Source organism: Alkalicoccobacillus murimartini, assembly GCF_030813245.1.
In the GTDB taxonomy this organism is placed as follows: domain Bacteria; phylum Bacillota; class Bacilli; order Bacillales; family Bacillaceae_D; genus Alkalicoccobacillus; species Alkalicoccobacillus murimartini.
This window is the reverse complement of sequence record NZ_JAUSUA010000005.1, coordinates 202,624-223,752: the sequence shown is the minus strand read 5'-3', so window position 1 is coordinate 223,752 and position 21,129 is coordinate 202,624. Positions and strand designations below refer to the sequence as shown.

General features: G+C 41.3%; 18 protein-coding genes and 2 riboswitches. Of the genes, 13 read left to right on the top strand and 5 right to left on the bottom strand.

Translation table 11 applies throughout. The features are described from left to right. Positions 1-80 precede the first annotated feature (80 nt). From J2S05_RS16030 to J2S05_RS16020, 3 genes are all read right to left on the bottom strand, one after another. A complete protein-coding gene (locus tag J2S05_RS16030; protein WP_306984550.1) occupies positions 81-1,292 on the bottom strand; it encodes an iron-containing alcohol dehydrogenase in 1,212 nt (403 codons plus the stop codon). A gap of 33 nt (positions 1,293-1,325) precedes the next feature. Further along, positions 1,326-2,795 carry a betaine-aldehyde dehydrogenase gene (betB, locus tag J2S05_RS16025; protein WP_306984548.1) on the bottom strand — a complete coding sequence of 490 codons (1,470 nt, stop codon included), beginning with the start codon at positions 2,793-2,795 and terminating at the stop codon, positions 1,326-1,328. A gap of 156 nt (positions 2,796-2,951) precedes the next feature. Beyond that, on the bottom strand, positions 2,952-3,506 hold the full coding sequence (locus J2S05_RS16020) for a GbsR/MarR family transcriptional regulator (protein ID WP_306984546.1): 555 nt from the start codon (positions 3,504-3,506) through the stop codon (positions 2,952-2,954). A gap of 235 nt (positions 3,507-3,741) precedes the next feature. On the opposite strand from J2S05_RS16020, the gene J2S05_RS16015 reads away from it, so the two are divergent. From J2S05_RS16015 to J2S05_RS15980, 8 genes are all read left to right on the top strand, one after another. Then, complete coding sequence (locus J2S05_RS16015) at positions 3,742-4,569, top strand: glycine betaine ABC transporter substrate-binding protein (RefSeq protein ID WP_306984545.1); 828 nt, start codon at positions 3,742-3,744, stop codon at positions 4,567-4,569. Positions 4,570-4,701: 132 nt separating this feature from the next. Then, complete coding sequence (locus J2S05_RS16010; RefSeq protein ID WP_306984544.1) at positions 4,702-5,265, top strand: thioredoxin family protein; 564 nt, start codon at positions 4,702-4,704, stop codon at positions 5,263-5,265. Positions 5,266-5,416: 151 nt separating this feature from the next. Then, positions 5,417-6,373: an AAA family ATPase gene (locus J2S05_RS16005; RefSeq protein WP_306984542.1), complete on the top strand. Its 957-nt coding sequence runs from the start codon at positions 5,417-5,419 to the stop codon at positions 6,371-6,373. Next, entirely contained in the window at positions 6,370-7,521 is a 1,152-nt protein-coding gene (locus J2S05_RS16000) for a DUF58 domain-containing protein (protein WP_306984540.1), read from the top strand. The genes J2S05_RS16005 and J2S05_RS16000 overlap by 4 nt, the downstream gene beginning before the upstream one ends. A gap of 16 nt (positions 7,522-7,537) precedes the next feature. Continuing rightward, on the top strand, positions 7,538-9,730 hold the full coding sequence (locus tag J2S05_RS15995; RefSeq protein ID WP_306984538.1) for a transglutaminase TgpA family protein: 2,193 nt from the start codon (positions 7,538-7,540) through the stop codon (positions 9,728-9,730). Between the two features lie 217 nt (positions 9,731-9,947). Continuing rightward, positions 9,948-11,489 carry a glutamine-hydrolyzing GMP synthase gene (gene guaA, locus J2S05_RS15990; RefSeq protein WP_306984536.1) on the top strand — a complete coding sequence of 514 codons (1,542 nt, stop codon included), beginning with the start codon at positions 9,948-9,950 and terminating at the stop codon, positions 11,487-11,489. Positions 11,490-11,622: 133 nt separating this feature from the next. Then, positions 11,623-13,314: a 5'-nucleotidase C-terminal domain-containing protein gene (locus J2S05_RS15985; RefSeq protein ID WP_306984535.1), complete on the top strand. Its 1,692-nt coding sequence runs from the start codon at positions 11,623-11,625 to the stop codon at positions 13,312-13,314. A gap of 881 nt (positions 13,315-14,195) precedes the next feature. After that, positions 14,196-14,295, top strand: a riboswitch (purine riboswitch). 101 nt (positions 14,296-14,396) lie between these two features. Next, positions 14,397-15,698, top strand: coding sequence for an NCS2 family permease (locus J2S05_RS15980; protein ID WP_306984534.1), 1,302 nt, complete (start codon positions 14,397-14,399; stop codon positions 15,696-15,698). 47 nt (positions 15,699-15,745) lie between these two features. On the opposite strand, the gene J2S05_RS15975 is transcribed toward J2S05_RS15980, so the two are convergent. Then, a complete protein-coding gene (locus tag J2S05_RS15975; RefSeq protein WP_306984532.1) occupies positions 15,746-16,306 on the bottom strand; it encodes a GNAT family N-acetyltransferase in 561 nt (186 codons plus the stop codon). Between the two features lie 126 nt (positions 16,307-16,432). On the opposite strand from J2S05_RS15975, the gene J2S05_RS15970 reads away from it, so the two are divergent. Both J2S05_RS15970 and J2S05_RS15965 read left to right on the top strand, forming a co-directional pair. Next, the gene (locus tag J2S05_RS15970) at positions 16,433-17,533 is read left to right on the top strand and encodes a type III polyketide synthase (protein WP_306984531.1); all 1,101 of its coding nucleotides are present in this window, start codon (positions 16,433-16,435) and stop codon (positions 17,531-17,533) included. After that, positions 17,530-18,093, top strand: a complete 564-nt coding sequence (locus J2S05_RS15965; RefSeq protein ID WP_306984529.1) for an isoprenylcysteine carboxyl methyltransferase family protein — start codon at positions 17,530-17,532, stop codon at positions 18,091-18,093. The genes J2S05_RS15970 and J2S05_RS15965 overlap by 4 nt, the downstream gene beginning before the upstream one ends. Positions 18,094-18,132: 39 nt before the next feature. Here J2S05_RS15965 and J2S05_RS15960 read toward each other — a convergent pair whose 3' ends face one another. Then, positions 18,133-18,831 (bottom strand): hypothetical protein, encoded by a 699-nt coding sequence (locus tag J2S05_RS15960; RefSeq protein WP_306984528.1) that lies wholly within the window; start codon positions 18,829-18,831, stop codon positions 18,133-18,135. Positions 18,832-18,988: 157 nt separating this feature from the next. Between J2S05_RS15960 and J2S05_RS15955 the strand changes: the two genes are divergently transcribed. From J2S05_RS15955 to purK, 3 genes are all read left to right on the top strand, one after another. Further along, on the top strand, positions 18,989-19,189 hold the full coding sequence (locus J2S05_RS15955; protein WP_306984526.1) for an NETI motif-containing protein: 201 nt from the start codon (positions 18,989-18,991) through the stop codon (positions 19,187-19,189). 77 nt (positions 19,190-19,266) lie between these two features. Continuing rightward, a riboswitch (purine riboswitch) is annotated at positions 19,267-19,368 on the top strand. 141 nt (positions 19,369-19,509) lie between these two features. After that, on the top strand, positions 19,510-19,995 hold the full coding sequence (gene purE / locus J2S05_RS15950) for a 5-(carboxyamino)imidazole ribonucleotide mutase (protein ID WP_306984706.1): 486 nt from the start codon (positions 19,510-19,512) through the stop codon (positions 19,993-19,995). Further along, positions 19,992-21,125: a 5-(carboxyamino)imidazole ribonucleotide synthase gene (gene purK / locus J2S05_RS15945; RefSeq protein WP_306984524.1), complete on the top strand. Its 1,134-nt coding sequence runs from the start codon at positions 19,992-19,994 to the stop codon at positions 21,123-21,125. The genes purE and purK overlap by 4 nt, the downstream gene beginning before the upstream one ends. The last annotated feature ends 4 nt before the right edge of the window (positions 21,126-21,129 follow it).

Sequence of the window (21,129 nt, the reverse complement as noted above, 5' to 3'; positions counted from 1 at the left end):
CAGCTTTAACTGTGCAATCGATTCGAGTTCTTCATTTTTTCATATCATCTGTATCGTTATGTCCTAATCTGTTTTTTGAATTAACGGAGTGTACTTGGTACAAGGTTGAAGCAACGCTTGTATAACCATTCGTAATCGGCAAGTGTCAAATCACGAGGATTACCAATCGTTTGTGGATCCTTCAGGGCTTCTTTTGCCCAACGTTCGGTTTGTTCTGGATCAACACCTTGTTCTTCAAGAGTAGGTACATCAAGCTCTTCAACAAGATTATACATATAGTCAACAGCTGCTTTAGCCGCTTCATCTGTAGTCATTCCTGCTGTATTAATGCCAAATGCTTGCGCGATCCGTGCGAATCGTCCGGGTGCACCTTTCCAGTTAAATTCCATAACCGGTCCCATCATGGCTGCCACACACTGTCCGTGTGCAACAGGAACCATTCCACCAAGTGATTGACTCATTGCATGTGCTGCACCTGCAGATTCGCTTCCATAAGAAAGACCAGCAAGCATAGCTGCTTGAGCCATACCATAACGCGCTTCCAGGTCGTCTCCATCAGAGTATGCCCGGCGAATATATGTTGCAGCATATTCAATAGCGAGTAGCGCGACAGCATCAGTGACGGGTTGAGCATATTTCATTGTATAACATTCAACCGCATGAGCAATCGCATCAATACCGGTCATCGCTGTTACATGTGGAGGCATGGAAGTATGAAGTTCTGGATCAATGATTGTTAAATGTGCTGCAATGAGAGGTCCACCTGTATTGAATTTGTATTCACGTTCCTCGTCCGTGATAACCGCCCATTGTGTAACTTCAGAACCCGTTCCGGCCGTTGTTGGAATGGTTGTAAGTGGTGGAATACGGTTTTCAAGTGGTTTTTTTCCTTCTGCGGCTTCATAATCTAGAACTGGTCCATCATGTGTAATCTCTACTCCAATGGCTTTCGCTGTATCCATCGAGCTTCCGCCACCAACAGCAACTAAGCCATCACATTGATTCTCAAGATAAAAAGCAGAGCCTTCAGCTATTAGACGAGTAGGAGGATTCGGTTCGACACGATTAAAGACAACCACCTCAATACCAGCTTTTTTCAAACTTTCCTCAACAGGTTTTGTTACACCCGCATTGTAGATACCTGGGTCAGTAACAAGCAACGCTTTACTAACACCAAGGTTTTTGACTTCTTCGCCTAGATATTTAGTCGCACCAATTCCGTGTTTGATTGCTGTTGGTAATTCAAATGTATGAAACCCTAACATTGATTCTATTTTCATGTGCATACTCATTTGTCATCGTCTCCTTTTTAATGGTAATCGTTATTAGCTAAACCAATTGACTGCTTCTGGCTTGGTATTGCGATAAACATGCTTTACTTCTGTGTATTCTTCGAAGCCGATTTTACCTAGCTCGCGACCGAATCCTGACTGTTTGTAACCACCCCAAGGTGCTTGAGCAAAGTAAGGGTGGAAGTCATTGATCCAAACGGTACCCATTCGTAACTGACGAGCCACATCTTCGGCTTTATCGATGTCTTTTGTGAAAACAGCACCAGCTAGACCATAAATGGTATCATTTGCTTTTTTAACAGCTTCTTCTTTTGTCTTGAATGTTTCAACGGTAAGAACAGGTCCAAACACTTCCTCTTGAACGATTCTCATCTCAGATGTACAACCAGTAAAAATGGTAGGCAGATAAAAGAATCCATTTTGAAGCTCGGCTTGCTCAGGACGACCTCCACCAACTACAAGCTGAGCGCCTTCCTTAAGACCTACCTCAACATAGCCTTCAACCTTGGCACGGTGCTCGGCACTAATGAGTGGCCCTGATTGAGTTGAATCATCAAATCCGTTCCCAAGCTTAATTTGTTTCGTACGTTTAACTAAAGCTTCAACGAATTGATCATGAATCGATTCTTCAACAAGCAACCTCGAACCAGCTGAGCATACTTGACCTGCATGGAAAAAAACCGCATTTAAAGCTTGATCAACTGCGACGTCAAAATCAGCGTCTGCAAACACGATGTTCGGATTCTTTCCGCCAAGCTCAAGGGCTACTTTCTTTACATTTGTACTTGCTGCCTGCATAATCGTTTTTCCTGTTTCAATGCCTCCAGTAAAAGAGATCAAGTCAACATCGGTATTCTCTGCAAGCTCGGCACCCACCTCAGCACCTGCTCCAAGAACAAGATTGGCTACGCCTTTTGGAACACCAGCCTGCTCAAATAATTCAAAAACCTTCACTGAAGTAAGGGGTGTAATTTCACTTGGCTTAAGCACAAGCGTATTGCCTGAAGCAAGGGCCGGTGCAAGCTTCCAAGCTGCTTGGAGTAATGGATAATTCCAAGGTGTGATTTGACCACAAACACCAATTGGTTCACGGACGATTTTGCTTGTTGAATGTGGGATCGGGCTCTCAATCAATTCGCCCCCATCTTTATCGGCAAGACCGGCAAAGTAGAAGAACACATTCGAAATGTCATCCATATCTGCGCGGCTTTCTTCAATGGTTTTACCTGTATCTAATGTTTCAAGACGTGCAAGTTCTTCTTTTTCTTGTAAGATTAATTCTCCAATTTTACGAACAATTTCTCCACGTTCACTTGCTGGAGTTGTTGACCATGTACCTTCATCAAATGTCTTTCTGGCAGCGACAATAGCTTGTTTAGCATCTTCGCGGCTACCTTCAGCAACAGTAGCAATGACCTCTTGATTAAAAGGGTTTATGATTTCTCGCGTCTCTTTATTAATAGAAGAAACCCACTCACCGTTTATAAACATATTTAAACGCATATGAACACTCCTTTTAACTTTTCGTTTAATTTAAATTAAATGTATTGAACAAATAAAACATAACATGACTTTTTTAAGCTGTCAAAGAAAAAGGGGGAGGATCTTTGTAACAAAAAAGCAGTGAACATCATTTGATTGATGTTCACTGCTTTATCATTATCTATTATTCAGATCGTATTTCTCATTTAGGTATTGAACAAAATCACCAGATTGGAATTCATCTACCATCACGTCTAAAAAGTCATAGTACTTTAATGAATCTGTGACTTTTTTTAGCATCCTGCTCGCATCTTCCTGTTCTTCTTCTGTACTTTCAGGATCATCAATAATGGCTTGGTATTTAGGTTGCGCTTGTTTGATTGCATGGACATTCACACTAACTTCTCGTTGCCACCGTTTTGTAAAGAAGGAAGAAAAGAATTGAAAGAAGTCTCCTTCAGCTTGATAAAGGTCCTTTCTTTCTCCACGTTTAAAAACCCTGTGAATAATTTTATCATCTAACAATTTACGAACACCTAGGCTCATACTTCCTTTACTCATGCCGGTTTCATCCCGCAGTTCATCCAAAGTCATAGGGCCACCATTCATATAAAGAATCGCGTAAATCTGTCCAACCGATCGACTACCTCCGTACATATCCATTGTGTCCGCGAGGCCTTCTTTTATAATTTCATCTATTATTAACAATTTTTCAGATCGTTCATCTCTCACTCTTCTCACCTCAATGATTCAATATGTTTTATATAAATAAAATTTAGGTAGACATAGTATAGACTGATTCTGAATGTGAATCAACACGGTTGTTTAGTTGACAGTAAAAATGGGTGTGTTATAGTCCATATTATATATTTAATTTATATTAAACACAATTAACGAATTTCACAACTGGAGGCGATGTATCATCTTAAGAAAGAGTGTAAGCAAACACAGAATAGGTAGTATTGGAGTGTTTTCATTAACAGCGCTAGTATTAGCAGCGTGTGGGAGTGATCAAGGGTCTGGAGATGACATAGAGCTTGTTTATGTAGCATGGGATTCTGAAATTGCTTCAACGAATGTAATCAGTCAGGTGCTTGAGGAAGCAGGCTATGAAGTAACAATGACACAAGTGGAGCAAGGACCGATGTGGAGCAGTGTAGCAACAGGAGATGCAGACGGATTCGTTGCAGCATGGTTGCCAAATGATATGGCTTCTTCATATGAAGAGTATGGAGATGAAATGGTTGAATTGGGAGCGAATTTAGAAGGGGCGATTACAGGTTTAGCTGTCCCGACCTATATGGAAGACGTAAATAGTATAGAAGATTTAACACCAGAACATATTGATTCAATTACTGGAATTGATGGAGGAGCTGGCGTCATGATGGCAACTGAACAGGTCATTTCAGATTATGAGTTGGATATAGAGCTTACAGCTAGTTCAGATGCCATTATGACAGCAGCACTTGGCGATAGTTATGAGAACCAGGAACCGATTGTTGTGACAGCTTGGCAACCCCATTGGATGTTTAATACGTATGACCTAAAATTTCTCGATGATCCAAAAGGAGTATATGAATCAGAGGGAGAAATTCGAACAATGGTACGTGAAGGTCTAGAGGAAGACAAACCAGGAGCTTATCAGATACTGTCTAATTTTTATTGGGAACCAGACGATATGAATGAAATTATGCTTGAAATCTCACAGGACGGTGTCGCTCCTGAAGAAGCTGCAGCCAACTGGATAGAAAGCAATCGTGATAAAGTAGATGAATGGTTAGAAGGAGCAGAATAATGAAGAGAAAAAACGTAGCGGATGCTGCGTTTTTCTTTATATGCCCTTTTCTTATAAAGAGTAGGTTTCCTTTTGCCTTAAAAAGGTAGCGCATGGTACGATAGACCATAGAATAGGACAGGAGGAAGTACCTTGGAAGAATTAAATCAATGGTTTGAAAAAGGCTTAAGCCGTTACGCATATATTCATTCTATGCAAGTGAATCAGCAGCATCTATTGCAAATCTATAATTCGTTCCATTTAGAGCAATTCGAGAAAGAATCTCTTCATTCAATCCAGCCTCAAAAGTTACGAGCACTTATCTTAACAGCAGACTGGTGTGGAGATGCCATGGTGAACCTACCAATCTTTATGCGCATTGCGGATGAAGCATTAATTGAAACTCGTTACTTCCTTAGAGATGATCATCTTGAGCTAATGGATCAATACTTAACGAATGGGACAGCGCGTTCCATCCCAATTATTGTTCTTATAGACCAAGAAGGCAAAGAAGTCATGAGATGGGGGCCACGTGCTCCTGAACTTGAAGAACTTGTCTCCAAACGTAAATCTACGCTACCGGACAAAGAATCATCAGACTACCAAACGGCGTTTAAATCATTTGCTCAGCAAATGGCCGAAACCTATACCCAGGATCAGACAAGCTGGGATTGGATTAAAAACGATATCCTTAAGACTCTGCAAAAAACGCTATAGAGAAAGATATCTATTAAGTCAACTCTTCACATCGGTTCTAATCCTCATGGAGGATTAGAACGCTTTTCATATATAAAGTGTCAAACCAAGAATTACGGGGTAAGGAAATAAGATTTAAGCAAAATCAGTAGAGTTAATAGGAGGGTGATCCATGCGTTCAGCTGAAAAAGTAGAAATGGTCATAGCTAATATTGAACGGGTTGTTGTCGGGAAACGACAAGAAGTTGAACTAAGTTTAGTTGCTTTGCTTGCTGGAGGACATGTTCTACTTGAAGATGTACCTGGAGTAGGTAAAACCATGATGGTTAAAGCGATTGCCAAATCATTAGGTGCTAATTTTAAACGCATTCAATTTACACCTGATCTTCTGCCATCTGATGTCACAGGTGTATCTATTTATAATCAAAAGACGCAAGAGTTTGAATTTAAGCAAGGACCTATTATGTCTAATATCGTATTAGCTGATGAAATCAATCGGACATCCCCTAAAACCCAATCGGCATTGCTAGAAGCTTTGGAAGAAGGAAATGTCACAATAGATGGTGAAACGCACCAGTTACAGCAACCGTTTTTTGTGATGGCTACCCAAAATCCAATTGAATATGCAGGTACATTCCCTTTACCGGAGGCACAGCTTGATCGGTTCCTTCTGAAAATTAAATTAGGATATCCAACTTTACAGGATGAACTAGAAGTGCTAAATAGACTAGAAAACCAACACCCTATAGATCAACTTGAATCCGTCATTGATACAACGGAACTTCTTACATTAAGGGAACAAGTAGCGGCTATTTTTGTAGACCAAGATATTAAAAATTATTTGGTGCAAATCATCCATCAAACAAGAGGTAATGACCTGATTGAGTTGGGTGTTAGTCCACGTGGTTCCATAGCATTAATGAAAGCAGCAAAAGCATTGGCCCTCTTGAATGGCCGAGAGTACGTTCTTCCTGATGATATTAAACGGTTGGCTGTGCCTGTTCTTGCTCATCGAATGACACTTTCTACACAAGCGAGAATGTCCAATTTGTCAGCAAGAGAGATCATACAGCAGATCCTAAGTCGTGTAGAGGTCCCTGTTTCCCGAAGAAGGGTAACATCCACGTGAGGAATTCGTTTCGTTTTTTGATTCCAATGATGAAGGGGCTTGCAGGCTTATTAATACTTGGCGGCTGTTTCGCATATGCCATGTTTCAAGGAGGCTTTGTTAGCTGGTTTTTATTTTATAGTGTATTAATGGTTGGATTATTCATAATGGTTTCTGTTCTATTTACGATTCGTTTCTCCCCTGAACGAGTAATTAAACAGAAGACGTTATATGCAGGAGAACATGTGGAAGTTGAAGTAGTCCTGCGTAAGAAGGTATTTCAGCCTTTTATTTACCTAAGAATCAAAGACTTAGCCCCTAGTCAGGTGGGGTCAGTCTCTGGAGAAGAAGCGATGTTTTTCTTTTCATTTTCTAAGCAGCTGTCATTTCGTTACGACATTCATAGCCTTAAGCGTGGAATTCATACACTCGAAAAAATGGAAATCACAACGAGTGATTTTTTTGGCTGGTTTGAGCGGGTACATACCATTCACGTCCCAACAAAGATGACGGTTTTTCCAAGATATAAACAGCTTGGAGATATATCCACACTTCAGTCTCCACAACACATTAGTGGATTAACGGCAAAACCTTCCTTTAGGGAAGAAGATCGATCCCTTGCAGGCGTGAGAAATTATGTACCAGGAGATCGAATGACAAGCATTAATTGGAAGCAATCTGCGAGAAGAAAAGAGCTAATGACTAAAGAATTTGAGACTCATGAGGGACAAGCAACCATTCTTGCGTTTGATGCATATGCCTCTAAAAAATCCTATGAAGAATTTGAACGAGTGGTTGAACAGGTTGCTTCAATCACCTCTACTTTTTTGCAGTCACAAGTAGAATGTCAGCTGGCTGTTCATTTTCAAGACTGGGTGGTAGAAGACATTCAAGCTCATTCATGGGAAAAAAACTTAACCCTATTAGCTACTGTTGAAGCAAATAAGGAGTGCGCGCCGAGTATTCATCCAATGTACAGACAGTGGAAAAATCGAACCGTTTTCTATATTTGTGCTCAATTAGATGAGAGGGTGTTCAAAACCCTGGAAGGACTGGTTTTAGAAAATGCAAGGGTGAAAGTTTGCCTACTTGAGATGGAGCCAGATCAAGTAAGCTATGCCGATCGTCTTCGAAACAAAGGAATGGAACCAATTTATATGACATCATGATGGAGAGAGGAGAGGCATGCTGTTGAGGCGTAAGAAAAAAAAGCTGCATATTGGCAGAGACGGACTTCTTTATGGTTTTAGCTTTCTCCTATTGCTGGAATGGTTATTGCCACTGCCAATGATGACGTATACCGGCTATATCAATGGTTTTTTGTTTGCTACTGTTCTATTTTTTTTGGTGTCATTTCTGCAAATTCCACTACTATTTAGTTTCATTGTAAGAACAATCATTATTTTTGCGGGGCTATTTTTTCTCTTCCCTGGAGGTGGGGCCTCACCTTTTGAATGGATCCAACTGTTTATTTCAGATATGACAGTAAACATCGGGCAAATTATTCAGGGGAATTGGCATGAACTATCTGATGTGTTTCGTAGTCTCTTATTTTTTGTCTTACTGTCTATTATGAGTTTCCTTTTATTTTATTGGACGGTTTATTTACGACGTATCTTTTTCTTTTTAATGGCTACCGTTATATTTGTTGCTGTCATTGATACATTCACATTGTACGATGCCACATTCGCTATCATTCGAATTGTTGTAATTGGTTTCTTATTACTCGGGTTGGTAACAATGTATAGAACGCTTGAACTCCACCCGGTTTCTAAGGTTCCTCAATTTCTTCCTGTTAGAATTAGCTTATTAATTGTTGGAGCTTTGCTTGTCACAGCAGTTGCTGCTTTTGTCGCTCCAAAGCCAGGTCCACAATGGGCGGACCCTGTTCCATTTTTGCAGGCAGCCGTAACAAATGATGAGTCCGGACAAAGTGGAACGCAGCGAATTGGATATGGAGATAATGACGAACAGCTTGGTGGAGGCTTTGAAAATGATGATACCCCTGTTTTTATGGGCTCTGTTGAAAGGAGTCTGTACTGGAGAGGGGAGACGAAGGATTTTTATAGTGGGACTGGTTGGCAGAGTACTACACCAGAATCTCTTACCCAAACGATTAACTCTGATGATGTTCTTGAGACATCCGATGCTACAGAACGAGAGTTAAAGGAAGCTAGAGTTACCATGTATGGAGGCGCTCGTTTCTCTCATTTATTCCACCCCGGTGAGTTATATTCATCGTTCATTAACGAAAACAGTAGTGATCCGATTTATATTGATGAATTTACCGCAAAAGCTGAAGTTAGATCTGAAGATGAACCACTTTCACTTGAAGAATATAGTTTTGAATATGTTCAGCCCGCGTATACGATTGATGGATTGAGAGAAGTCAGTGGGGATGATCCTGATGACATCGTTGAATACTATACTCAGCTTCCTGATTCTCTTCCAGAAAGAGTAAGAGATCTTGCAGAAGAGCTTACCAGTGATGCCGACAATCGATATGATCAGGCTAAAGCGATTGAGGAACATTTTGCTGGTCCTGAGTTCATCTATGAAACAGAGGATGTACCGGTTCCGGATGAGGGACAGGACTATGTCGATCAATTTCTTTTTGAGACGCAGAGAGGGTACTGCGATAATTATTCTACTTCTATGGTTGTTCTGCTAAGGTCAATGGATATACCAGCGAGGTGGGTGAAGGGATTCACTGGAGGCACGCTTGTAGATACAAATGAAGAGCTAAATGTCTATACGGTGTCAAACTCTAATGCTCATTCGTGGGTAGAAGTATACTTTCCGGAAGAAGGCTGGGTTACATTTGAACCAACAAGAGGTTTCTCTAATACGTATGAATTTGAACAAGATGTTGAGAGTGAACCAGATCCACTTGAATCTCCTGATACAGAGACAGAAACAGAAGAAGAACCAGAGAATGAAGTAGAGCAAGAGCCTGAAGAGGATGAAGAACTAGAGCAGTCGGGTGTATCGGATAATCAAACAAACTCAGGTTCTTCCGTAGGCATATGGATTGTTGGCGGCATTGTTCTGGTCTTACTGGGTCTATTATTATTCTACAGAAAGACCATCTTGACCTTGTTGATGTTGCGATATTACTCGGCCAAAGACAAAGATATAGACTTTGAACGAGCATATGAACGACTATTGTGGCTTCTTAATCTCCACGGGTATAGAAGAGACAAAAGTGAAACATTAAGTGAGTATGCACACCGGATGGATCAGGATCTTCGTTCAGATGATATGAAGGTATTAACTCAAGCATACGAGCAAAGATTGTATAGTGGAAGCCAAGCTTTAACTGCATGGGGTGAACATAAACAACGCTGGGAAAGAATTGTAAGGAAAATCAAACCTTGACCACGCTAGGTACACCTTGTTAAAATAAGTCCGTGTATAGCAGAAGCTATTAATATCAGATAATTAATCTTCTAAACGCCAATGCAACGTGCTTTCTGGTATGAAGCTGCTGGTATTTTGCCTGGTGGAACCATCAATAGGCAGAGTATCAGCTTTCTTTTTTATGACCTGCTTCATGGCAGATTTGTACAATTTAATAGGAAAAGGATGGAATATCATGACTGAACTTGATCAAGAAATGATTGTTGTTCTCGACTTTGGAGGGCAGTATAATCAGCTGATTACAAGACGTATCCGTGATTTCGGCGTATACAGTGAGCTTCATTCACACAAAATCACAGCTGAAGAAATAAAGAAACTGAATCCAGTAGGTATTATTTTCTCTGGTGGTCCAAATAGTGCGTACAAAGAGGGATCACCACATTGTGATCCAGCAATTTATGATCTTGATATTCCGATCCTAGGAATTTGTTATGGTATGCAGTTAATGACTCAGCACTTTGGTGGATCTGTTGAAGCTGCTTCACACCGTGAATATGGAAAAGCAGTAATTAACGTACAAAATCAATCAGAGGTATTTAAAGGACTTCCGATTGAGCAATCTGTATGGATGAGCCATGGTGATAAAATCGTTGCGCCGCCGGAAGGTTTTGTTGTTGATGCGTCTAACCCATCATGTCCGGTAGCAGCTATGAGTAACGAATCGCAAAAATTATACGGAGTGCAATTCCACCCCGAAGTGCGTCACTCAGAGTTTGGCGATGAATTACTTAAGAACTTCACCTTTGAAGTGTGTAAAGCTAAAGGTGAATGGTCAATGGAGAACTTTATCGAAGTGGAGTCGCAAAAAATCCGCGAACAGGTTGGAGACAAACATGTACTATGTGCACTTAGTGGCGGTGTAGATTCTTCCGTTGTTGCGGTCCTTCTACATCAAGCAATCGGTGATCAGTTGACGTGTATGTTCATTGATCATGGTCTTCTTCGTAAAGGAGAAGCTGAGAGTGTGATGAAAACTTTCAGTGAAGGCTTTAACATGAATGTTATTAAAATTGATGCAGCTGAACGTTTCTTAACAAAGCTAAAAGGTGTGTCTGACCCTGAGCAAAAACGTAAAATTATCGGAAACGAATTTATCTACGTATTTGACGAAGAATCAGCAAGCCTTAAAGACATGGACTTCTTAGCTCAAGGTACTTTGTACACAGACATTATCGAAAGTGGAACAGATACCGCACAAACGATCAAGTCTCACCACAATGTTGGTGGCCTTCCTGAAGACATGCGCTTTGAATTAATTGAACCACTAAAAGCATTATTCAAGGATGAGGTTCGTAAAGTGGGATCAGAGCTTGGTATTCCAGATGAAATTGTTTGGAGACAACCCTTCCCAGGACCGGGTCTTGGTATTCGAGTTTTAGGAGAGATCTCGGATGAGAAGCTTGAAATTGTGCGTGAGTCAGACGCCATTTTACGTGAAGAAATTAAAAAGGCCGGACTCGATCGCGAAATCTGGCAATACTTTACCGCTCTACCTAACATGAGAAGTGTTGGAGTTATGGGAGATGCGAGAACGTATGATTACACGGTTGGAATTCGTGCCGTTACCTCAATTGACGGCATGACAAGTGATTGGGCACGTATCCCATGGGACGTTCTTGAAATCATTTCAACTCGAATTGTAAATGAAGTAAATCACGTAAACCGCGTTGTGTATGACGTGACGAGTAAGCCACCAAGCACGATTGAGTGGGAATAGAGTTAACCGAACCACCTTTTCTTATAACAAAGAAAAGGTGGTTCTTTTTTTATGAAACGTTATCCCAATTGATACATGACGTTAATGTTGCTAGTCTACACTAGAAGCATAGATACAATGAGGAGGCAGGATTATGAGCAGAAAAAAAGTAATTAGCTGTTTGAGTATGACTGGAATTCTACTTGTAGCTTGGGGAGCCGATGCAAAAGCAGAAGAGGACATGATTCGAATTCTACATACAAATGACTCGCATGGTCGAGCATTTGAAGGGGAGTTTGACGGAATGGGATTTGCAAAGCTCGCCACGTTGATTGAAGAGAATCGAGGAGAGCATTCCTTATTACTTGATGCCGGAGACACGTTTCACGGAACAACCTTTGCATCACTTGAACAAGGCGAAACCATTGTTCAAGCTCTGAACCTGCTTGAATATGATGCACTTGTTCCCGGTAATCATGATTTTAATTATGGACTAGAACGACTCAAAGAACTGAGTGATACAGCTGAATTTCCTGTCATTGGAGCTAATGTACTTGATGATGCTGGAGAAACGATGTTTGATCCATATGTGATAGAAGAAGTAGATGGAGTTTCAATTGGGATTTTTGGGCTAGCAACGCCAGAAACCTCTTTCAAAACCCATCCGAATAATGTTCGTGATGTTACATTTGAAGAGCCATCCATTACAGCTCAGCGTATGGTCGACCAATTGCAAGAAGAAAATGTGGATATTATTATTGCGTTAGCCCATCTTGGCATTGATGAATCAAGTGTAGATACAAGCGAAAAAGTAGCAGCAGACGTTGAAGGCATTGATGTGATTATTGACGGTCATAGCCACTCTGAATTGGAGAACGGACTTGATGCAGAGAACAACACACTGATTGCAAGCACAGGCGAATACGTGCAAAACTTAGGAATTGTCGAACTTGTTATTGAGGACGGTCATCTCAAGGATAAGAGTGCTCGATTAATTCATATGGACGAAACAGAAGAGACTGAGCCAGATGCAGAAGTAGAATCTTTGCTTAACGAGTTGGAAGAGGCACAACAAGAGATTCTTGCAGAACCAGTTGGACAAACCGCAGTTGAATTAAATGGAGATCGTGAAAAGGTGCGTGTAGAAGAGACCAATCTAGGTAACTTAATCGCTGACGTACTTCGGGAATCAACAGATGCAGATATTGCTTTAACAAACGGTGGAGGCATTCGAGCTTCGATTGCAGCAGGTGAAATCACAACGGGTGATGTAGTAGAAGTTTCACCATTCGGTAATTTTGGCGTAACAAAAGAAGTAACAGGTGCCGAGCTACTTGAGATTTTAGAAAATGGCGTGAAGGCTTACCCAGAACCGAGCGGCGGATTTCCTCAGATCAGTGGCTTCTCATTTTCCATTGATCCCGATCAAAATCCTGGTAGTCGCGTACACTCCGTGAACATTGATGGAGAACCTTTACAAGAGACACAGACGTACCTTCTGGCAACCAATGATTTTCTCGCAAGTGGTGGAGATGAGTATGAAAGCCTTGCAGAACTACCAATAGTAAATGAATTTAACGCATTAGATGAACTTTTAATGGACTATCTAAAAGGAGCAGGAGAGATCTCGCCCCAAGTGGAAAGTCGAATCCAAGTAGCAGAGGCAGACGAGGAACCGAGTGACCATACAGAGGCAGAGTACACAATTCAGTCTGGCGATACACTATTTGAAATCGGACTGCGCTCTAATGTGCAATGGACCACGCTAATTGAATTGAATCCTTCTATTTTAGATGAAGACCTTATCTATGCAGGAGAAACGATTCATTTGCCAGGGCAAAAATAGACGGTTGTGGAAAAAGTAAGAGGGATCTATTTAAGAGCAAGAAGGATTGGGATTTAGCAAGAGCAGAGGCGTGATATCAAGAGGGTGAGGGAAGAGAGTAAGAGCGTTTGGGATTTAGTAAGAGGTGAGGCGTGATATCAAGAGGTCAGGGGAAAAGAGCAAGAGCTAAGGTAATCTAGCAAGAGCTGGTGCGTGATACCAAGCGTTCTGGTATAGATAGTAAGAGCGTTTGGGAATTAGCAAGAGCACGAGAGATATCAAGAGGTCAGGAGAAGAAAGCAAGACCGCTGGAGTTCTAACAAGAGCTGGGGCAGGATATCAAGAGCTATGTTGAAAAAAGCAAGAGAGCTAGGGAATAAGCAAGAGCCGAGGTGCGTTACCAAGAAGTCAGGAACGGAAAACAAGAGAGCTTGAGATTTACCAAGAGCTGGAGAGTTAAACCGAGGTTTGGTATTGAAAGCAAAGAATCGTGAGCATTAGCAAGATCTAAAGTATAAATACTAAGACGTTAGGAACGAAAAGCAAGAACGCTTGAAATTTAGCAAGAGCAGACGAGTAATACCAAGAGCTCTTCAGAAGAAAGCAAGACCGTTGGAAATCTACCAAGAGCAGAGAAGCGATACCAAGACGGTAGGTACGATAAGCAAGACCGCAGGAGATCCACCAAGAACTAAGCAGCAACACCAAGAGGTCTGACCCATAAAGCAAGACCGCTTTATCTTCTATCAAGAAGCAGAGTACTACATCTACATCAAAAGAGACACCACACAGATCATCATTCGATGACTTGTGTGGTTTTTCCGAATAATGGGACTTGTTCTTCGTTTATTGTTCGGTTTTAATTGACAAAGTGGAAAATGATTGCTAAAATCAATTTCGTAACTTATACAAAAATGATAACTCGTATATTCGCGGAGATATGGTCTGCGAGTCTCTACAAGCTGCCTTAAAGAGCTTACTACGATTTCCTTTGGATCTGAAAGAGGATGAATTCTTTTTCTGAACTGGTGGATAGTGTATGTCGCTCGGAGCAGGATTGCTCGGAGTTTATTTTTATGGGGAAAACCCTAAGGAGGAGCAGCATGGATCGATTTTTTGGATTGACAGAAAAAGGTACTACAATAAAAAGAGAGGCAATTGCTGGTCTCACTACGTTCTTGGCGATGGCGTACATTCTAGGAGTTAATCCACTAATACTTGGGGATGCAGGAATGGATGTTAGCGCGGTATTTGTTGCCACAGCGCTCTCAGCTATGATTGGTTCTTTGATTATGGGACTTGTTGCTAATTACCCAATCGCTGTTGCACCTGGTATGGGCTTAAATGCGTTTTTTGCCTACACGGTTGTACTAGGAATGGGTTTAAGCTGGCAAGCAGCCTTATTTGCTGTATTTATTTCAAGTATTATTTTCCTTCTTATTACTGCATTTAAAATTAGAGAAATTATTATTAATGCGATACCAGCTGAGCTGAAGCATGCGGCAGGTGCTGGTATTGGACTGTTTATTGCATTTATAGGATTAAAGAATGCTGAAATTATTGTGGCGGATCCAGCGACATTTGTAGCTTTAGGTGATTTAACAAATGGACCTGTATTATTAGCTGTATTTGGGGTTGTAATAACAGCCATTTTTGTTGTTATGGGTCTTAAAGCAGGTGTCTTTTATGGACTAGCAATAACTGCAATAGTGGGTATTATATTTGGTTTAGTTGGACGTCCTGATGGAGTAGTTGCAGCTGTTCCTAGCTTATCTCCAACTCTTTTTGCAGCATTTGATATAACTAGTGCTGAAATTTTTAGTGCTCAAATGGGTATTGCCATTCTGACGTTTTTATTTGTAACATTTTTTGATACAGCGGGTACACTGTTTGCAGTGGCGAACCAAGCTGGATTTGTAAAAGACAATAAGTTACCTCGAGCAGGAAGAGCTTTATTTTCAGATGCTAGTGGTGGAACGATTGGAGCACTTCTTGGTACGTCTACAACAACGGCGTATGTCGAATCAACATCCGGTGTAGCTGTTGGTGGACGAACAGGTCTGACTGCGGTTGTAACTGGACTGTTATTCCTAGTTGCCCTGTTCTTTTCCCCTCTTCTAGTTGTTGTAACGGGTCATGTAACAGCGGCTGCTCTAATTATCGTAGGGGTAATGATGGCATCATCTCTTCGCTTTATTGACTGGACACGTATGGAAATTGCTATTCCAGCATTCGTAACATTTGTTGCAATGCCTTTAACTTATAGCATTGCTAATGGGATTGCGCTTGGATTTATCCTTTATCCAATCACAATGCTTGTCAGTGGAAACGCGAAGAAGATGCACCCGATTATGTATGTATTGTTTGTTGTGTTTGTCTTATACTTTGCCTTCTTAAGTCATTAATAAAATGTAGAAAACCGTCTCAATGTATGAGGCGGTTTTTTTGATCTTCACCTTATCTTCGCAAACACGCACGTATCTCTCAGTTCATCCCTATCAATTGCTTTACTCTCCTGCTTTAATATGGCCTCAAGTTCAAAGTTAAGGCGTTCTGCAATGGCCCGACTCTTTACATTTTTAGCATCACAGCGAATTTCAATTCTTCGTGCGTGGAGCTCGTTAATAGCAAAGTCGGTTATGCCTTGAACGGCTTCTGTCATAAATCCTTTTCCACTATAATCCGTTCGAATCCAATAGCCTATTTCAACTTTAGGAACCTCCCAGTCCATGCGATGTAAGCCAGATGAAGCAATGAGCTCGCCTGTTTCTTTTAAGAAAACAAGGAGGCGCAAGTCTTTTCTGGATAAGAAATTCACATGTGCTTCGCGAATATTCGCTTCTGTTTTTTCTAGGGATTGTTCAAAGTGTGCGAACGGTAACCAAGGCTTCAGTTCATTAATTGAGTCACAAACGGCTTCGTACATCGCTTTTCCATCACCGGGTTTTGGTGATCTGATGAACAATCGTTCTGTTTCAAAATGGTCGGGGAAATCTAGTAACATTGGATTCATTATTCTCACCTCAATTTAGATTCCGTTTAGTCTACCTGAAATGACGTTTCTTGCCAACAAAAAAATGAATGATTTTCCTTTTATTGAGGCAATCTATGGTTATTAACGTTATGAGGTGAATTGGTTATGCCTTCTATTTTTTCAATTAGTACATATGCACCTCCTCATAAGCTACATCAAAATGACACGATGGAGTTTGCAAGGGAGTTATTTAGCGAGAGTTATGAAGATATTGAACGTCTTTTGACGGTGTTTGGAAATGGGCAAATTGACGAACGTTATTTTGCGGCGCCAATGGATTGGTTTCATCAGCCACATACACTAAAAGAGAGAAATGATTTGTTTATTGAACTAGCTGTGAAGTATGGGGTAGCGGCAATTCGGAATTGCCTGCAGGATAGTCAGTTCCTGAAGAGAAGAATCGGAGTTGATGAGGTTGATGCCATCATATGTGTCACGAGCACTGGCATGTCCACACCTGGACTTGAGGCACGGATGATGAATCAGCTATCTTTTGATGAGCATACCAAACGAATACCGATCTGGGGACTAGGGTGTGCAGGAGGAGCCGCTGGGCTTAGTCGAGCCTTTGACTACTGTTTGGCTCATCCAAAAGAGAATGTCTTACTAGTTTGTGTGGAGCTATGTAGTCTGACCTTTCAGCATAACGATCACTCTAAGAGCAACCTGATTGGAACTTCATTGTTTGCTGATGGTGTTGCATGTGCCTTAGTAGGCGGAGATCAAAGCCAGCTACGTTATGATTTGGTGAAAGAAACATCGCCAGGCTATCGTGGCAGCCAGTCTACGCTAATGCCACAATCGGAAGATGTTATGGGCTGGGATGTGCGTGATACCGGTCTGCATGTGATCTTCTCGCGCAGTATTCCAGGCATTGTGGAAAAATGGTTGAAACCGAATGTAGAAGAATTTCTACAGAACCAAGGCATTGAGCTTTCTAAGGTTGATGCGTTCATTGCCCATCCTGGGGGGAAAAAAGTGTTAGAGTCCTATGAAAAAGCATTGGGTTTCTCAACTGAAAAAACAGATGTTTCGAGAGAGGTACTTCGTAAATTTGGCAATATGTCTTCACCTACCGTTCTTTACGTGCTGAAAGAATTTATGAAAGAGGATCACCCTTTAGGCTATCAGGGATTAGTGGCTGCTCTTGGACCTGGTTTCTGTTCTGAATTGGTTCATTTAGAATGGGAGGGTCATATACATTGATCTTTGTCTATGTATTTATTGCTGTGGTCATTGTTCAGAGGCTGGCAGAGGTCGGGGTTGCGAGGTCAAACGAGCGATGGATGAAAGATCAAGGAGCCTTTGAAGCGGGTGCATCTCATTATCCGGTGATGGTGGCTATGCATTGTTGCTTCTTTGTATCGTTATTAGTTGAAGTAACATGGATAAAGACTTCATCCTGGACACTTTGGAGTGTAGTACCTCTTGCGATCTTTCTAGTTGCCCAAATGATCCGCGTCTGGGCTCTAGTATCTCTCGGCAAGTTCTGGAATACAAAAATAATTGTGTTACCTGGAGCTGAACCAGTTAAGCGTGGTCCGTATCGATGGATTCGTCACCCTAATTATGTTGTGGTCATTGCGGAGGTCCTGTTGCTTCCACTTATTTTTCAAGCCTACTTTACGGCAGTAGTCTTCAGCTTATTAAATGCAGCGATGCTTATGGTGAGAATTAAGGCAGAAGAGGAAGCGCTTGACCAAGGCGGGAAGTATAGTGAAAAGTTTGAACAGGTTAGTCGTTTTGTTGCCATACGCAAAAAATGAGCAAAGGCGTGAGCCTTTGCTCATTTTTAAGTTGATCATTTAATGAGGTGGGAATAAAAAATAATCAGTAAAATAAAGATCCGATCCATCTGGAAATAATGCATAACCTTCGGGAACTGATGCGTGTGCTTCAGGTTGCTCTCTTATAATAGGTAATGATAAAGCCTGATTTTCTGCATCATACTTGATGTGTGTAGGCATGCCTAGTAGATAAAGCTGAAAGTTTGGGTCGTTCTCAAAACTTATTTTTACATTGCTGTCATTTAAGTATGTATTCACAAAGTTTAGGTTGCCCTGAACATATGTTTCAGGCGGATATTGAAACTGCTTTGCCTCTGATAGCATCTCAACATCTGGAGTTATGAGCCAGTCTAGATCTTTGAGCTCCATGAAAAATATAAACTCATGTTGCCAGTAGTCGTCCCACTCAATTGTAACGGGGATGGTGACTTCTTCTTCATTCTTATAAATAGGTTCCCCAATAGAGTAATCATTAAATGGCGTTCTCTCTTCGAATTGAGTTCGAAAAGGATCGGTGAATGACGGATCTGATAAAGAAGGATGAATATATTTCAATGGTTGTTCATGATTCGTTTGGAAATCCGTTTGATTTATCGATTGAAGGTAGTGCTCCAGTTGCTTGACTGGGCTAGAGTTAGATGGCACAAGGAAAATGACGAAGATAATAATGAAGAGGCTCATGAATCCAGCAATAATTAAGAGTTTTTTCCGATTCAAATCAAATCACTCCATTCTTATAAAAAGGAAGATATCTCCATCATAAAGGAAGAATGAACTTCCATCAACGCTATCTTTCTTAGAGAATTTGTCGAATCGAATCTACCCTCATGCTACAATATACTCGAGTACTTTTGTTGAATCAGGAGGAATGAGATTGGCAAAGAAACGAAAACAGCAGTTTACTGTTGGTACTGATGAGAGCTTGGCTGATTGCTTGGAACGGATGAAAAGCGAAGGATATCGGCCCGTTCGGCGAATGGAGAAACCTGTTTTTAAAGAAGATGGGTCAAAAACACCTGTTATTAGTCATCAGCAAGTCATTTTTGAAGGAATTTTAGAGGAAGACGAACAATGAATATCTAAATGGTTCTAACCGTTCGACTTTTAGTTGACACCCTTCGCAGAAACTTGTAAGATTAATGTGGATTCTTGATAAAAAACGAAATAATACCTCATATAATTTTGGGAATATGGCCCATACGTCTCTACCTGATAACCGTAAATTGTCAGACTATGAGGGAAAGTATCGCAGCTATAATTCCACGGAAGTCCGTGTGGACGTAGGTGCGTCAAAGCGCGGAATTAGCTACCTTTCTCTCATTATGCAGATAAAGTATCTGATTCTGCGTTTTTTTGTTGGAGTGCAGTAGTCATACGAGGGAGTGAATGATGGTCATGGAGCCAGTGGTTGGCGTTATCATGGGAAGTACATCTGATTGGGAAACGATGAAACACACGTGTGATATTTTGGACGAATTAGAAGTGCCTTATGAAAAAAAAGTAGTATCCGCTCATCGCACGCCAGACCTCATGTTTCAATATGCTGAAGAAGCTGTTGAAAGAGGATTGAAGGTTATTATCGCTGGAGCAGGAGGAGCAGCACATCTGCCAGGAATGGTTGCAGCTAAAACCCCCCTTCCGGTCATAGGTGTACCTGTGCAATCTAAGGCACTTAATGGACTTGATTCTTTATTATCTATTGTCCAAATGCCTGGAGGTGTTCCGGTGGCAACCGTTGCCATTGGAAAGGCTGGAGCAACAAATGCAGGGTTACTTGCTGCGCAAATCATTGGAGCAACCGATCATACCGTTCAACAAGCTGTTTTAACCCGTCGAAAACAAACGGAAGAAGCGGTTCTCGCAAGTAGTGATACATTATGAATGAAACAATCGTTAAACCAGGATCTACAATAGGTATAATCGGTGGAGGCCAGCTTGGTCGTATGATGGCTTTATCTGCAAAACAGATGGGTTATCGGATTGCCGTACTTGAGCCAGGTACAGATTCACCTTGTGCTCAGGTGGCTGATTATGTCATTGAGGCAGGGTACGATGATCTTGATGGAGCGGCTAAGCTTGCTGAGGTAAGTGACGTTATAACGTATGAATTTGAAAATATAGATGAAGCTACAGCAAAATGGTTGACGGAACATGGGGATTTCCCACAAGGTTTTGATGTGTTGCGTGTCAGTCAGCATCGTCTTACCGAAAAACGAACGATTGAATCGTTAGGTGTCCCGGTGGCCCCATATGCAGAGATTTCATCGCTTGAAGATGTGCAGTCGGCATTAGCTGAAGTTGGTCTGCCGGCGGTATTAAAGACTTGCCGAGGTGGATATGATGGCAAGGGACAAGCTGTTGTACGTAATGAGCAGGAGCTTGAAGTGGCAGTACGTGATCTATTACCTGCTGGTGAACTTGTCCTTGAAGGTTGGATTTCCTTTCAGTGCGAAGTATCTGTTATCGTGACTCGTTCACGTCATGGAGAGACAAGCACGTTTCCTGTGGCTGAAAATATACACAAACATAACATTCTACATCAATCCATTGTGCCAGCTCGAATTTCTGATCACACTTCAACGAAAGCTCGTGAGTTAGCTTTAAAGCTAGCAGAAGGACTGGAATTGATCGGTACGTTAGCGGTGGAAATGTTTGTACAAAAGGATGGAACGATTTTAGTAAATGAAGTGGCTCCAAGGCCTCATAATTCGGGGCATTATACGATTGAAGCCTGTAAGACATCCCAATTCGAACAGCAAATTCGAGCGATATGTGGACTACCTCTTGGGAGTACAGAATTTCTTAAACCTGTTGTGATGGAGAATTTGTTAGGGGAGCACATTGAGCCTCTGATGGCCAATTTAGATTGCCTAGGTGACATCTCGCTTCATCTATATGGAAAAGCAGATGCAAAAGAAAAACGTAAGATGGGGCATCTCACAGTTCTCAGTGAAACGGTAAAAGATGCGCTTCATCAACTTAATGAATTCCAGCAACACACTACTAAATAATCTA